Raw genomic sequence first — 14,029 nt, 5'->3', positions numbered from 1 at the left:
CTTATTAAAAAATCGAATCTTGCAAAATGGAATCTAATAAAAAACTGAATGACTTGATAATAAATCTCAAACCAAAAGTTATTAGATTCACTGGCGAAAAATTTCCCAATGAACTATGGAATAGTGGTTGTCAAATAAAAAAAAATAAGAAAATATCTAGCTAAAAATTTAATTAAATGCTTGAAAAAGGATTTTTAGGCATTTTTTTTAAACATTTTTTTGACAATTCCTGAAGTACCTTAAATTCACTTTTATTTAAATTCCACTTGAATACATTCGATACATCTATAACTTGAGATTTTTTTCGCATTCCAACAAGCGGAATAGCTCCTTGATAACAACACCAATTAATTGCTACTTGCGCTTGGGAAACTGATCTTTGATTTGCAATTCTTTTTAAACACCTCCGCAATTCATATGTTGGTTTTTTATAGTTTTCAAATAATGCATTACGAATAAAACTTTTTTCTTTATTCTGTTCTTTATCAGGATCAATACAAAGTATTCCAAAGGACAAAGGACTATAAGCAAAGAAATCAATATTATTTTCGTCGCAAATTTTTTTTACTTGATATTGTTTTCCTAAATCGGGAGCAAGCAAAGAAAACTGTATTTGAACACTCTTTAGGCTCTGATCTCTTTTTGCTAAAAAATTAATTAATTTCATCAATCTTTTAGGGCCTATATTTGATAAGCCTATTTGAAAATCAAAGCCTTCATCTTTTAAATCGCAAAGATTATTCAACAGGTCTAATTCCTGCCAAGGATTGTATTTTGCAGTTGACCAATGTAATTGAACTATATCTAATTTGTTATTAAGTCTTTCTAAACTTTTCAAAAAAGGTTTATTAAAACCTCTGTTACCTATTCTCCAGGGATAAGGTGCAAGTTTGGTTGCTACTTGAATTCTTTTTTTCTTTGCTGAAGGAGTATTTAGTAAAAATTTTCCTATCAACAATTCACTTCTACCCTGAAGATTTCCAGTACCGTAAGAATCTGCAGTATCAATTAGATCGAAACCTCTTAGTAAGGCTTCATTATATGTCTCACGTAAATCATCATCATTTGTAGATTGGTAATTCCAGAAAAGCTTATTCCCCCAAGACCACGTACCTAATCCAATTCTTTTCTTCACTAGCCAATTTAAATAAGGAACTTTATAAGGTTATCTAAAAATATTAACTTCTTAAAAATATTTCAAAAAATAAGTTTTAAAGCATTAAAAATCAATTTCTCTTGACATTGAGAAATTATTCTCCAAAGTAAGAGAAATAAAAATAAAAAATTGTTCATTACCGTTTGCGGACAAAAAGGGGGGGTGGCCAAGACCTGTACAAGTATTCACCTTGCTAGTGTTTGGCATTCTGAAGGTAAAAAAGTTTGCATAGTCGATGCCGACAAGAATAGATCTGCTTTAGCATACGCATCAAGAGGCAATCTTCCATTTCCAGTTTTCCCCGTCAGTTCAGCTGCTAAAGCATCAAGATCATCAGAAATTGTAATAACTGATGGCCAAGCTAGCAGTGATCAAGAAGAACTTAAACACTTAGCGTATGGTTCAGATTTAGTTATCTTACCTACAACTGCAAAAGCAAGATCAGTAGAATTAACTGTTGAACTAGCTAATTTATTAAGCAACTTAAAAGTTAACCATGCTGTAGTAATAGTAAAAGTTGATTTTAGACAGCAAAAAGCAGCGCAACAAGCCAAAGCAGCTCTAGAAAATTTTGGTTTATATGTTTTTGATACATTTATACCCTTACTTTCAGCATTTGATAAAGCAGAAGCCTCGGGCAACGCTGTATTTGAAGCTGTAGACGATTTAGGTAGATCAGATCCTCGTCGAATGACGGGCTGGTCTGCTTATTGTTCAATTGCCTCACAAATTCCATGCCTGATTTCGAAGCCCTCATCCGACACCAACAACTTAAACAACCATCAACCAATCAGCGCTTAAAAGTAGTTGATTCTCCTAACTTTGAAGAAGAAGAAAAAAACGAAGAAGCAATAATTACACAATCTGGATTATTAGTTAATTTTTTTGGAGGTTTTATAGGCTCTGTAATTGGAACTTTAACAATACTGTTTCTTTATATGAATGAATATCTACCCTTAGATTTACTAAAACTTAAGTAGTATATTCGCTATTTATTTCAACATATTTTTTAGAAAGATCGCACCCCCAAGCTGTGCCTTTTGATTCGCCAGAATTTAGATTAATCGCAATTTTTACAATATCATCTACTAAATATCTACCTTTCATTCTGGACTTAATATAGTCTGTGACTTTTTGTGGATCATATTTATTTAACTTTCCGTTTTCCAAAATCTGAGCGTTTCCAATATACAAGTCAACGTGATTTAAATTAAATTTAACTCCAGAATTACCTGCAGCAGAAATGATTCGTCCCCAATTCGGATCACAACCATGTATCGCAGTTTTTACCAAGGCAGAATTACAAATAGATTTCGCGAGCATAATTGCATCATCTGTAGTTTTTGCTCCTTGAACCAAAACTTCTAATAAACAATTTGCTCCCTCTCCATCCCTCGCAATATTTTTTGCCAAGTTCTGACATACAATATCAATCCCTTCTTGGATAATTGGAAAAAACCTTTTTTCAATTTTCTCTCCTGCATTTATTCCAACAAAAGAATCATTTGTGCTTGTCTCTCCATCAACCGATATTGCATTAAAAGATTTTTGAACCGCAATAGCAATCATTTTGTCCCATTCTTCTTTTTGAATACCCGCATCACAGGTTAGAAAAGCAAGCATTGTAGCCATGTTGGGGTAAATCATTCCTGAACCTTTTGCAAATCCTGCTATTTTTATTTTTCTACCTTGAATAATCGTCTCTATTGACACTTTTTTCAAAGTCAAATCAGTAGTTAAAATTGCTTCTGCTGCATTTTCAAAATTATTATCCTTTAAATCACTAACTAAATTCGGCAGATTTTTTACTAGATTATTTATTTGTATTGGAACACCAATTACACCAGTTGAGCACATTAAAACTTCTTCTTCTTTTATTCCTAAAAGTTCCGCAATCTTTCCTGTAGCAATTTGCAAATGTTGAATGCCAAGATCTCCTGTACAGGCATTTGCTTGACCAGAATTAATTAGTATTGCTCTTACAAAACCTGAAGTTGTTTTAATCCTTTCCTCACAAATATCCACACAAGAAGCGCGAACTATTGATTGGGTAAACATTCCACTAAAAATACTTCCTTCTGGAGCGAGTATTAGTGCTAAATCCTTTTTTTGAGAAGCTTTTAAACCAGCAGATATCCCAGCAAAAAGAAACCCCTTAGGTGTTACCTTACTGTCATCAACAAACGACCAATTGGAATCTAACTGGCTCAAACTTTTTGGTATTTTAATTCATACTAACTACTCTTTAATACTAAAGACACTAAGTAATTAGATTATTATTAATTATATGGATATTCTTCAAAAATTAAAAAACAACCAAAGAAGAATTGGTTTAACAGGTGGTATTGCAAGTGGGAAGACAACCATAACTAATTACATTAGAAAACATAAAAACATACCAATATTAGATGCAGATCATTTTTCAAGAGAATTAATCAAACCAAATACGTATGGATATAAGAAAATTTTAGATTATTTTGGAAATAAAATTATTGATAATAAAAGCAATTCAAAAAGGGAAATAAATAGAAAACTTTTAAGGAACATTATTTTTAAACATTCAGCAAGCAAGGAATGGATTGAAAAACTGCTTCACCCTTTAATTAAAGAAAGAATGATAAAAGAATGCAGTCAATACAGAAATAATCAAACTATAGTATTGGCTATTCCATTATTGTTTGAAGCAAAATTTGAAGATATTTGCACTGAAATATGGTTAGTTAAATGTCCTAAAGAACTACAAAAAAAAAGACTTATCACAAGAGATAAAATTAGCGAAAAAGAAGCATATAAACTAATAAATTTTCAATTAAGTTTTGAAGAAAAAAGAAAATTTTCAGATATTATTTTAGATAATTCGGATGATCAAAATAAATGGATAAATACAATAAAAGAGCTTCTTTAAGCTTTAGCTATTCAATTTTTCCATAAGAAGTTTATTTGCAAGTTTCGGGTCAGCTTTACCTTTTGTTCTTTTCATAAGTTGACCAACAAAAAAACCAAGTAACTTAGTTTTGCCATTTTTAAATGCTTCAACTTCATTTGGATGTTCATTTATCAGTTCATCAATTATTGGTAAAATACTTGAAGAATCAGATATCATTGCCAACCCTTTTTCTTCAACTAATTTTTTCGGAGAAATATTTTTTTGAATAAGTTCAGGTAAAATTTCTTTAGCAATTTTTCCACTAATTATATTTTTTGAAATCATATTAATCATTTCAGCAAGATTCTCAGGACTAAGCTTTAATTCACTAAAACTTAGTTTGTTTGATTTTAAATAGCCCACAATATCACTTGTTACCCAATTTGAAGCTAGTTTGGCCTCGGCACCATTTGCTACTGTTTCTTCAAAAAAGTTTGCCATGCTTATTTCATCAGAAATTACCCTTGCATCATATGCAGACAATCCAAATTGACTTACGTATTTATTTCTTTTCTGTGAAGGTAATTCTGGTAGTTCTTTAAACCATATTTCTTGTTGGGCTTTAGTTATTTCAATTGGGCCTAAGTCAGGATCAGGAAAATATCTATAGTCACTACTACCTTCTTTTAATCTCATACTTTTCGTTAATTGCTTAGCTTCATCCCATAACCTTGTTTCTTGGAGAATTTTTCCTCCATTTTCATAAACTTCTATTTGTCTGGCTATTTCATAATCACAAGCCTTTTGAATTGCAGAAAATGAATTCATATTTTTTATTTCCACTTTGGTACCAAAAGGAGCATTAGGTCCTTTTCTAACTGAAATATTGACATCACAGCGTAATGAACCCTCTTGCATATTTCCGTCTGATACCCCTAGATATCTAACTGTTCTTCTAATCTCTGAAGCATATTCAGATGCCTCTTTACCTGATCTAATATCTGGTTTACTTACAATCTCACAAAGTGCTATTCCGGCACGATTGTAATCAACTAAAGAATACTTAGAGCCAGCTAATCTATCACTTCCTGAATGGACTAGTTTTCCGGCATCTTCTTCCATATGTAGCCTTTCTATACCAATTTTTTTGATATAGGGTTCCTTGTCCTTTTCAATTATTTCAACCTCTAACCAACCATTTTCAGCTAATGGCTCATCAAATTGTGAAATTTGATAATTTTTAGGCAGATCAGGATAAAAATATTGTTTTCTATCAAATTTACAATGTTCTGCAACGTTTAAATTTAATGCTAACGAAGTTTTTACAGCATACTCAAGAACAGTCTCATTCAAGACTGGAAGAGTTCCTGGTAACCCGCAAACTACAGGATCTATATGAGTATTAGGTGCATCTCCAAAAGCTGTTGACGCAGATGTGAATATTTTACTTTTCGTATTAAGCTGTACATGAGTTTCCAAACCAATCACAGCTTCCCAAGATTCCAAATTGTTCATTATCAAAAGTCTCTTTATTAATATTATTGGATATAAAGGAAAAGAGGACCAAAACACAAATAAAAATATTAATTTTTAAATGGCACAAGAAACCAAAAATTCAATATTAATCATTGGCGGTGGACTTTTAGGTTTATCTATTGCTTATGAATTTTCCAGAAATAACTTCAAAGTTTTAGTTTTAAGCAAAAACAGAAATGAATCAGCTGGATTTGTTGCTGCAGGAATGTTAGCTACTCATGCCGAAGGGCTCGAAGATGAATTACTAAAATTTGGCCAAGAAAGTCAAAATCTAATTCCAAAGTGGATAAAAAGTATTGAACAAGATAGTAATATTAAATGCGGTTTAAGAAAATGTGGCATAGTAGTTCCTTTTAAAAACAAAGAAGATCTTGAAAAATTTCCCACTTATGAATATGGAAAATATTTAAATCACAAAGATCTTCAAACAGAAATTAATGGAATGCATTCTATTTGGAAACATGGTTTACTTTTTGAACAAGATGGTCAAATAGATAACCGAAGAAGACTGATGCGTGCTCTTGAGAGAGCATGCTCCTTGCATGGAGTCGAATTTCAAGAGGGATCAGAAGTAAAGGATTTGACATTCGAAAAAAACAAAGTTACAGGCGCAACAGTTGTATGTGCCACTGGGGAAATAAAAAAAATTAACTGCGAAAAAGCAATTATATGCAGCGGTGCTTGGAGTAAAAAGATTTTTAATAAGATTCCAGTCTTTCCTGTAAAGGGACAAATGCTATCAATACAAGGTCCAACAAATTTTTTGAAAAGAGTTATTTTTGGTCCAAAAACTTATCTAGTTCCCCGTGATGATGGACTTATTATAGTTGGAGCGACAGTTGAAAAAGATTCAAAATTTAATCAGGGTAATACTCCTAATGGAATAAAACAACTGCAACAAGGCATTCGCTCATTATTGCCAGAAGCTATTAATTGGCCACAAATGGAACATTGGTGGGGTTTTAGACCTTGCACACCAGATCTAAAACCAATAATTGGAAAATCAAAAATTGAAAATCTTTTTATAGCTACAGGACATTACAGAAATGGAGTTTTATTTTCTGCAATAACAAGTGATCTTCTTTTGAAAATAGTTCAAAATAAAAATCTCAAAGAAATAGAAAAAAGCTTTTTAGAAAAATTTAGTTTAGATAGATTTGCGATTTAAATTTTAATTTTCAGATCGCCATTTCGAATCAGAAGTTTCCCACTCACATAATTCCTCTTCGTTAAACCAAAGATCAATTTCAAATTTTGCTGTATCTTCTCCATCAGAACCATGAATAATATTCCTCCCAATATCAATAGCTAAATCACCTCTAATTGTTCCAGGCTCTGCTTCCAGAGGTTTTGTTGCACCTATTAGTTTTCTTGCACTCAAAATAACTCCTTCGCCTTCCCACACCATTGCTACAACAGGACCACTTGAAATAAAGTCTACTAAATCACCAAAAAAGGGTCTTTCTCTATGTACTCCATAATGATTTTGAGCAAGTTCTTTTGAAGGAATTAATTGCTTTAATCCAACCAATTTAAATCCTTTTTTTTCAAATCTGCCAATAATCTCAGAAACATATCCTCTTTGAACTCCATCTGGTTTAATTGCAATAAAGGTTCTCTCTTTGGTCATTTAGTTAATAATCACTCTATGTATATTCAACTTTTGGGTGGTAACTTGGCAAGTAATCATTAAAATAAAAGATATTGTTTTGAGTTATTTTCAAAAACATTTATTAATCACTAAGACATAAATTGACCAATTTTGAACCGAAAAAATTAAAGAATATTTGGACTATTAAAGATAGTATTTCGACTTATAACATAGACAAATGGGGAGATAAATATTTTTCTATAAATTCCAAAGGAAATATATCAGTAACTAAAGATATAAAATCTGAAAATAAGATTGATCTTTTTAAGCTTGCCCAAGAACTTAAGAGTAGAGAAATAAATCCTCCATTAATCATAAGATTTAACGATATCTTGAAAGATCGCATAAATGCATTACATGACTCTTTTTTTAAAGCAATAAAAACCTATAAATATAAGAATATTTATCAAGGTGTTTTTCCTGTCAAATGTAATCAACAGAAAAATGTCCTAGAAAAGATAATAGAGTTTGGTAGCCAATGGAATTTTGGTTTAGAAGTAGGAAGTAAATCAGAACTATTAATTGGCCTTGCACTTCTTGAAAACCAAAATTCATTATTAATATGCAACGGATATAAAGATAAAAAATATATTGAGATTGCTACTTTGGCCAGAAAACTGGGCAAAAATCCAATAATAGTTATTGAACAACGAGATGAGGTAAAAAGAATAATTCAAGCAGTTCAAGAACTTAACGCTACTCCACTGATAGGAATTAGAGCAAAGTTATCAAGTAAAAGCAGCGGTAGGTGGGGTAAATCTATTGGAGATAATTCCAAATTTGGATTATCAATCCCAGAAATTATGTTGACAATCAAAGAACTAAAAGAAGCAAATCTTATCAACGAAATGAAATTGCTCCATTTTCATATAGGCAGTCAAATAAGTGATATTGCTGTGATCAAAGACGCATTACAAGAAGCTAGTCAAATATATGTTGAACTATGCAAACTAGGAGCCCCTATGCAATATATCGACGTTGGGGGAGGATTAGGAATAGATTTTGATGGAACTAAAACCTCCTCCAACACCTCTACTAATTATTCGCTTCAAAATTATGCTAACGATGTAATTGCAACTATTAAGGATTCATGTGAATTAAATAATATCAAGCATCCAACCATAATCTCAGAAAGTGGAAGAGCAATAATTAGTCATTGTTCAGTTTTAATTTTTAATGTCTTAGGAACAAGCCATGTCAATTCAAAACTAAAAATTTTTGATAAAAAAAATCAACAATTAATAATTTCAAATTTACTTGAAACTTTCAATGAATTAAAAAAACTTAAAAATAAAAAAATAAATTTATCTCAAATAATTGAACTATGGAATGATGCAAAAAAGTTTAAAGAAGATTGCTTAGTCGCTTTTAGATTAGGATTTTTAAGTTTGGCAGAAAGAGCTTATGCCGAAGAACTTACTTGGGCTTGTGCAAAAGAAATTTCTAATAACCTGAATAATGATGAAATTAATCACCCTGATTTATCTGAAATTACAGAAACTCTTGCATCAACTTATTATGCAAATTTATCTATCTTTAAATCTATTCCCGATAGCTGGGCAATCAATCAGATTTTTCCAGTAGTACCAATACATAGGCACTTAGAGGAGCCTTTCTGCAAAGGCAACTTTGCAGATTTAACATGTGATTCAGATGGGAAACTAAATAATTTTATTGATAATGGAAAAATTAAATCATTACTAAATTTGCATAAGCCAGAGGAAGATAAAGATTATCTAATTGGAATTTTTATGACTGGAGCGTATCAAGAAGCATTAGGAAACTTGCACAATTTATTTGGCAGTACAAACGTTGTTCATATAGATATAAATCAAGAAAATTCATATAAGGTCAAAAATATTATTAAAGAGGAAAGTAAATCTGAAATTTTGCAATTATTAGATTACAGTTCAGCTTCTTTGGTTGAATCTATAAGAATTAATACTGAATCAGCAATTGATCAAAAAAAATTAACTATTGAAGAAGCAAGGAAATTAATGGATCAAATCGAAACTAGTCTTAGAAAAAGTAGTTATTTATCAGAATGACTATCTAATGTTTTTTGCAAATAATTTTTAGCATAATCTAAAGCATCACTTAACTTATCAATATCTTTAGCACCTGCTTGAGCAAAGTTAGGCTTTCCTCCTCCTCCTCCCGAACAAATTCTTGCAATCTCATTGATTAATTTACCTGCATGCAATCCTATTTTTACTGCATCATCACCTAAAGAAACTGCAAATAACAACTTTCTATTTTCTGGATTTGGTATCCCCCCAAGAATCACTATTGCTTTATTTCCTAAATTAGAAGTTAAATTAAGTGCTGCTGATTGCAATGAGTTCCCATCTAATCCATCAATCTGATTTACCAAAATTGAAAAAGAATTTACTATTTCTGCGGATGATTTTATAGAAGAGTATTTAATATATGCAATTTCATCTTTCATTTTTTGTATCTCTTTCTTCTTATTGATAAGCTCTGCTTGCAAATTATTAACCCTTTCAAAAAGTTGATTAGGATTTGCCTTTAACAAATCACTTAATTGATTTACTAAAGCATTTCTATCACTGAAATATTCTAATGCTGATTGGCCTGATAATGCTTCGATTCTTCGTACTCCGGCTGAGATTCCTTCCTCACTAATTATTTTGAAAGAACCTAATTCGGATGTAGTTTTAACATGTGTGCCCCCACAAAGTTCCATTGAAACTCCTGGTACATTCACAACGCGCACTTCATCATCATATTTTTCTCCAAACATGGCGACTGCTCCCTTTTCAAGAGCCTCACTCTTAGACATATTTTTTATTTCTAGGGCATGATTTTCCATAATCCAAGAGTTAACTAAAGTCTCAATCTTAGAAATTTGATCTTTAGAAATAGAATTAGAGGAATTAAAGTCAAATCGTAATTTATTAAAAGCTACTAATGAACCTTTTTGTCCAACACTTTCATCAACAACTGATTTAAGTGCAGATTGTAATAAATGAGTAGCTGTATGATTTGCAGCAGCCTTAGCTCTATTAGAGGGACTAACATTAGTCTTAACTTTTTGTCCAATAGTTAATATTCCTTTTTTGATCGTTCCATAATGTAAAAAAACATTTTTCTTTCGCACAACATTATCAACCAAGACCTCTACATCTTTTGAAAATATCGTTCCAATATCACCAACTTGCCCGCCAGATTCTCCATAAAAAGTTGTCTGATCAAGAACAATTAAAACTTTCTGACCTTCACTTGCTTGCTTAACTAATGTTGAATCCAAAAATATACCCTTTATTTCAGCTTCCGAAATGAGTGACTTATAACCATTAAAAACAGTTTTGTTAAAAAGATCTATTTCTCTCTCTAATGATCCCTCTAATGTCAAATCAATATTACTTGAAGCAGCTTTAGCTCTATCTTTTTGTGCATTCATTTCTTCTTCAAAACCCTTTACATCTACACTGATACTATTTTCTTCAGCAATTTCTACAGTAAGTTCTAAAGGAAATCCATACGTATCATAAAGTTCAAAAGCTTTAAAACCAGAAATTAATTTCTGGCCTGAAGAAATTATCTCATCTAGCAATTTCTCTCCTCTTTCAAGAGTTTCCCTAAATCTTATTTCTTCGATTTTTATCTCATTCAAAATTAAATCATTATTATTTTTTAAATCAGGATAATTATTTTGCATTAAATTGATCCCAACAGTAGCAATATGAGGTAAAAATTCATTTGTTATTCCTAATAATCTGCCATGTCTAACCATTCTTCTAATAAGCCGTCTTAATATATATCCCCTGCCGAGATTACTTGCTGCTACACCATCAGAAATTAAATGAATAACAGCTCTTGTATGATCACCAATGATTTTTAAAGAAATTTTGTTTTTATCTTCTGTAGAAAAATAATCAATATTTGCAATCTCGCAAATTTTTTGAATGATGGGAAAAATTAAATCTGTCTCATAATTATTTTGCTTTTTTTGTAGTATTTGAGCCATCCTTTCAAGACCCATGCCTGTATCAATATTTTTAAATTTTAAATCTGTCAATTTTCCATTAGGGTCACGATTATATTGCATAAAAACAAGATTATAAAATTCAATAAAACGATCTCCATCTTCTAAATCAATATTATGCAGACCCTTTTCGGGATGAAAATCAAAATAAAGTTCTGAACAAGGTCCACATGGACCTGTTTTGCCAGATGACCAAAAATTATCTTCTTCACCTAGTTTGACTATCCTATCTGGATGAATACCAATTTCATCTCTCCAAATTTTTGCAGACTCTTCGTCTTCGTGAAAAACACTCACAATTATATTTTCAACAGAAAGTTGATAAATATTAGTAACTAATTCCCAAGCCCATTGAATAGCCTCTCGTTTGAAATAATCTCCAAAAGAAAAATTACCAAGCATTTCAAAAAAAGTGTGGTGTCTAGCTGTAACTCCAACGTTTTCTATATCGTTTGTTCTGATGCACTTTTGGCTAGATGTAGCCCTTTTTGATGGTCTTTCTTTTAAACCTAAAAAAACTGGTTTAAAAGGTAGCATTCCAGCAATTGTGAGCATAACCGTAGGGTCATCTGGAATCAAAGATGCACTTGGAATGATTTTATGTAATTTTTCACTATAAAATTTTAAAAAAGCATTTCTTATCTCATCTCCAGTAACTATTTTTTTAATTAGTTGAGATGTCATTTATCCAGAATAAGAAGATTAAAAATTAAAGAAAAGCGTAATTTCGGTTATTTCGCAAAAATAATCACGCGAATTTATATTCTATATAACTAAAGTTAATTTATAAAGCTAATTATTCTATGATAGCCTCTGCCCAGACAAGTAATTCAAAATTGGCACAAACTAATAACAAGTTGACGGTTCAATCTCAAAACTTTGCTGATGATTCTTGTGCCATAAGATCTTTGGATTGGGATCGCAGTAGATTTGATATTGAATTTGGTTTGAGAAATGGAACTACTTACAATAGTTTTATTATTAAAGGCGAGAAACTAGCAATTATTGATACTAGTCACGCAAAGTTCGAAAAATTATGGTTTGAAGAATTACTTAAAAAGGTAAATCCGCAAGAAGTTGATTATCTAATTACTAGCCACACAGAACCTGATCATTCTGGTTTAATAGGTAATCTTTTAGAATTAAACCAAAATATTACAGTAGTTGGATCGAAATTAGCACTTAAATTTATTGAAGACCAAATACATATTCCTTTTAAACGTCTAGAGGTTAAGAGTGGAGAGTTTTTAAATCTCGGAACTAATCCTAATAGTGGTTTAGAACATAATATTGAATTCATAAGCGCACCAAATTTACATTGGCCAGATACCATTTTTTCATATGATCACAGCACAAATGTTCTCTATACATGCGATGCATTTGGACTACATTATTGTTCTGACGAATTTTTTGACGCTGATCAAAAAGAAATATACGATGATTTCCGTTTTTATTACGATTGCCTTATGGGTCCAAACGCTAGAAGCGTTATGCAGGCAATTAAAAGAATAGATAAGCTACCTGAATTAAAAACAATAGCTGTTGGTCATGGGCCTTTGCTCCATAATCAGGTCAATTTTTGGAAAGGAAAATATCTAGAATGGAGTAGTAATAAAAGCAAAGGCAATGATTTTGTGTCAGTCTGCTATATAAGCGACTATGGTTATTGTGATCGACTAAGTCAAGCTATATCTCATGGAATAAGCAAAGCAGATGCGCAGGTTCAATTAATTGATTTAAGATCTTCTGACCCGCAAGAATTAACAAGTTTAATTTCCGAATCAAAAGCAGTAGTCATTCCCACATGGCCAGTAGACTCAGATAACGAATTAAAAGAATCTCTCGGTACTTTATTTGCAGCACTAAAACCAAAACAATTTACTGCAGTTTATGATGCATTTGGTGGAAATGATGAACCAATAGATTCCTTAGCAAATAAATTAAGAGAACTTGGTCAAAAAGAAGCTTTCTCTCCCTTGAGAGTTAAAAATATTCCAGATCCCATTGTTTATCAAAAATTCGAAGAAGCCGGAACTGACTTGGGTCAATTGATCAATAAAAAGAAGAATATTGCCTCTATGAAGAGCCTTGATTCAAATTTAGATAAAGCGTTAGGGAGATTAAGTGGAGGATTATATGTAGTTACAGCGAGCCAAGGCGAAGGTTCTACATTTAGACAAAGTGCAATGGTCGCAAGTTGGGTTAGTCAAGCAAGCTTTTCTCCACCTGGTATTACAGTTGCAGTAGCAAAAGATAGAGCTATTGAATCATATATGCAAGTTGGGAAAGGTTTTGTTGTGAATATTTTGAGAGAAGATAACTATCAAAAAATGTTCAGACATTTTCTAAAAAGATTTGCCCCTGGAGCTGATAGATTTGCGGATGTAGATGTAATTAGCAACATCGCTGAAGGTGGACCAGTTCTCTCAGATTCACTCGCCTTTTTAGATTGCAAAGTTAGTTCCAGACTAGAGACTCCAGACCATTGGATAATTTATGGGGTTGTTGAAAATGGTAATGTTTCTGACTTATCATGCAAGACAGCAGTTCATCACAGAAAAGTTGCTAATCACTATTGATTAGACTTTTCAAATAGAGTTTTGAGACTACTTGATATCACTCAACTCAAATAGCAAATATTTTTTTTAATTTATAAGAGGGCATTTCTTTGCCCTCTTCGAGTCGTATGCACCTCGCTGTCCACAAAGTCGATGAAGTGCTTTTGACTCCTGAATTATTTCTACTCCTACTAAATGGAAAATGATAGTCGTAACAACCACAAAGCACTAATACTCGGGTAGAAATAGCCTA

At 31.7% G+C, this 14,029-nt stretch carries 11 protein-coding genes; 6 read left to right on the top strand and 5 right to left on the bottom strand.

What is annotated here, in order from left to right; translation table 11 throughout:
- Positions 1–26: 26 nt before the first annotated feature.
- Positions 27–164, top strand: a complete 138-nt coding sequence (locus tag HA140_RS00270) for a hypothetical protein (protein WP_198025670.1) — start codon at positions 27–29, stop codon at positions 162–164.
- A gap of 8 nt (positions 165–172) precedes the next feature.
- Here the strand turns inward: HA140_RS00270 and HA140_RS00265 are convergent, their stop codons facing one another.
- Positions 173–1,135, bottom strand: a complete 963-nt coding sequence (locus HA140_RS00265) for an aldo/keto reductase (RefSeq protein WP_209039220.1) — start codon at positions 1,133–1,135, stop codon at positions 173–175.
- Positions 1,136–1,285: 150 nt separating this feature from the next.
- On the opposite strand from HA140_RS00265, the gene HA140_RS00260 reads away from it, so the two are divergent.
- Complete coding sequence (locus tag HA140_RS00260) at positions 1,286–1,957, top strand: ParA family protein (RefSeq protein WP_209039219.1); 672 nt, start codon at positions 1,286–1,288, stop codon at positions 1,955–1,957.
- A gap of 171 nt (positions 1,958–2,128) precedes the next feature.
- On the opposite strand, the gene argJ is transcribed toward HA140_RS00260, so the two are convergent.
- Positions 2,129–3,367 carry a bifunctional glutamate N-acetyltransferase/amino-acid acetyltransferase ArgJ gene (argJ, locus tag HA140_RS00255; RefSeq protein ID WP_209039218.1) on the bottom strand — a complete coding sequence of 413 codons (1,239 nt, stop codon included), beginning with the start codon at positions 3,365–3,367 and terminating at the stop codon, positions 2,129–2,131.
- 76 nt (positions 3,368–3,443) lie between these two features.
- Here argJ and coaE point away from each other — a divergent pair, with 76 nt between their 5' ends.
- Positions 3,444–4,061, top strand: coding sequence for a dephospho-CoA kinase (gene coaE / locus HA140_RS00250; protein WP_209039217.1), 618 nt, complete (start codon positions 3,444–3,446; stop codon positions 4,059–4,061).
- Positions 4,062–4,064: 3 nt separating this feature from the next.
- Here the strand turns inward: coaE and gatB are convergent, their stop codons facing one another.
- Positions 4,065–5,537, bottom strand: a complete 1,473-nt coding sequence (gene gatB, locus HA140_RS00245) for an Asp-tRNA(Asn)/Glu-tRNA(Gln) amidotransferase subunit GatB (RefSeq protein WP_209039216.1) — start codon at positions 5,535–5,537, stop codon at positions 4,065–4,067.
- A gap of 79 nt (positions 5,538–5,616) precedes the next feature.
- Between gatB and thiO the strand changes: the two genes are divergently transcribed.
- Positions 5,617–6,726: a glycine oxidase ThiO gene (gene thiO, locus HA140_RS00240; protein ID WP_209039215.1), complete on the top strand. Its 1,110-nt coding sequence runs from the start codon at positions 5,617–5,619 to the stop codon at positions 6,724–6,726.
- Positions 6,727–6,729: 3 nt separating this feature from the next.
- Here the strand turns inward: thiO and ndk are convergent, their stop codons facing one another.
- Positions 6,730–7,188, bottom strand: coding sequence for a nucleoside-diphosphate kinase (gene ndk / locus HA140_RS00235; protein WP_025932884.1), 459 nt, complete (start codon positions 7,186–7,188; stop codon positions 6,730–6,732).
- Positions 7,189–7,310: 122 nt separating this feature from the next.
- On the opposite strand from ndk, the gene speA reads away from it, so the two are divergent.
- Entirely contained in the window at positions 7,311–9,257 is a 1,947-nt protein-coding gene (gene speA / locus HA140_RS00230) for a biosynthetic arginine decarboxylase (RefSeq protein WP_209039214.1), read from the top strand.
- On the opposite strand, the gene alaS is transcribed toward speA, so the two are convergent.
- Positions 9,242–11,902: an alanine--tRNA ligase gene (gene alaS, locus HA140_RS00225; protein WP_209039213.1), complete on the bottom strand. Its 2,661-nt coding sequence runs from the start codon at positions 11,900–11,902 to the stop codon at positions 9,242–9,244. The two genes, speA and alaS, sit on opposite strands and share 16 nt — an antisense overlap.
- Before the next feature lie 119 nt (positions 11,903–12,021).
- Here alaS and HA140_RS00220 point away from each other — a divergent pair, with 119 nt between their 5' ends.
- The gene (locus tag HA140_RS00220; RefSeq protein WP_209039212.1) at positions 12,022–13,797 is read left to right on the top strand and encodes a diflavin flavoprotein; all 1,776 of its coding nucleotides are present in this window, start codon (positions 12,022–12,024) and stop codon (positions 13,795–13,797) included.
- Positions 13,798–14,029: the final 232 nt, after the last annotated feature.

The sequence above is a fragment of the Prochlorococcus marinus CUG1417 genome (genome assembly GCF_017695975.1).
GTDB classification, from domain to species: domain Bacteria; phylum Cyanobacteriota; class Cyanobacteriia; order PCC-6307; family Cyanobiaceae; genus Prochlorococcus_A; species Prochlorococcus_A marinus_AG.
Note: the sequence above shows the minus strand (reverse complement) of the source record. Positions and strands in the feature narration are given on the sequence as shown.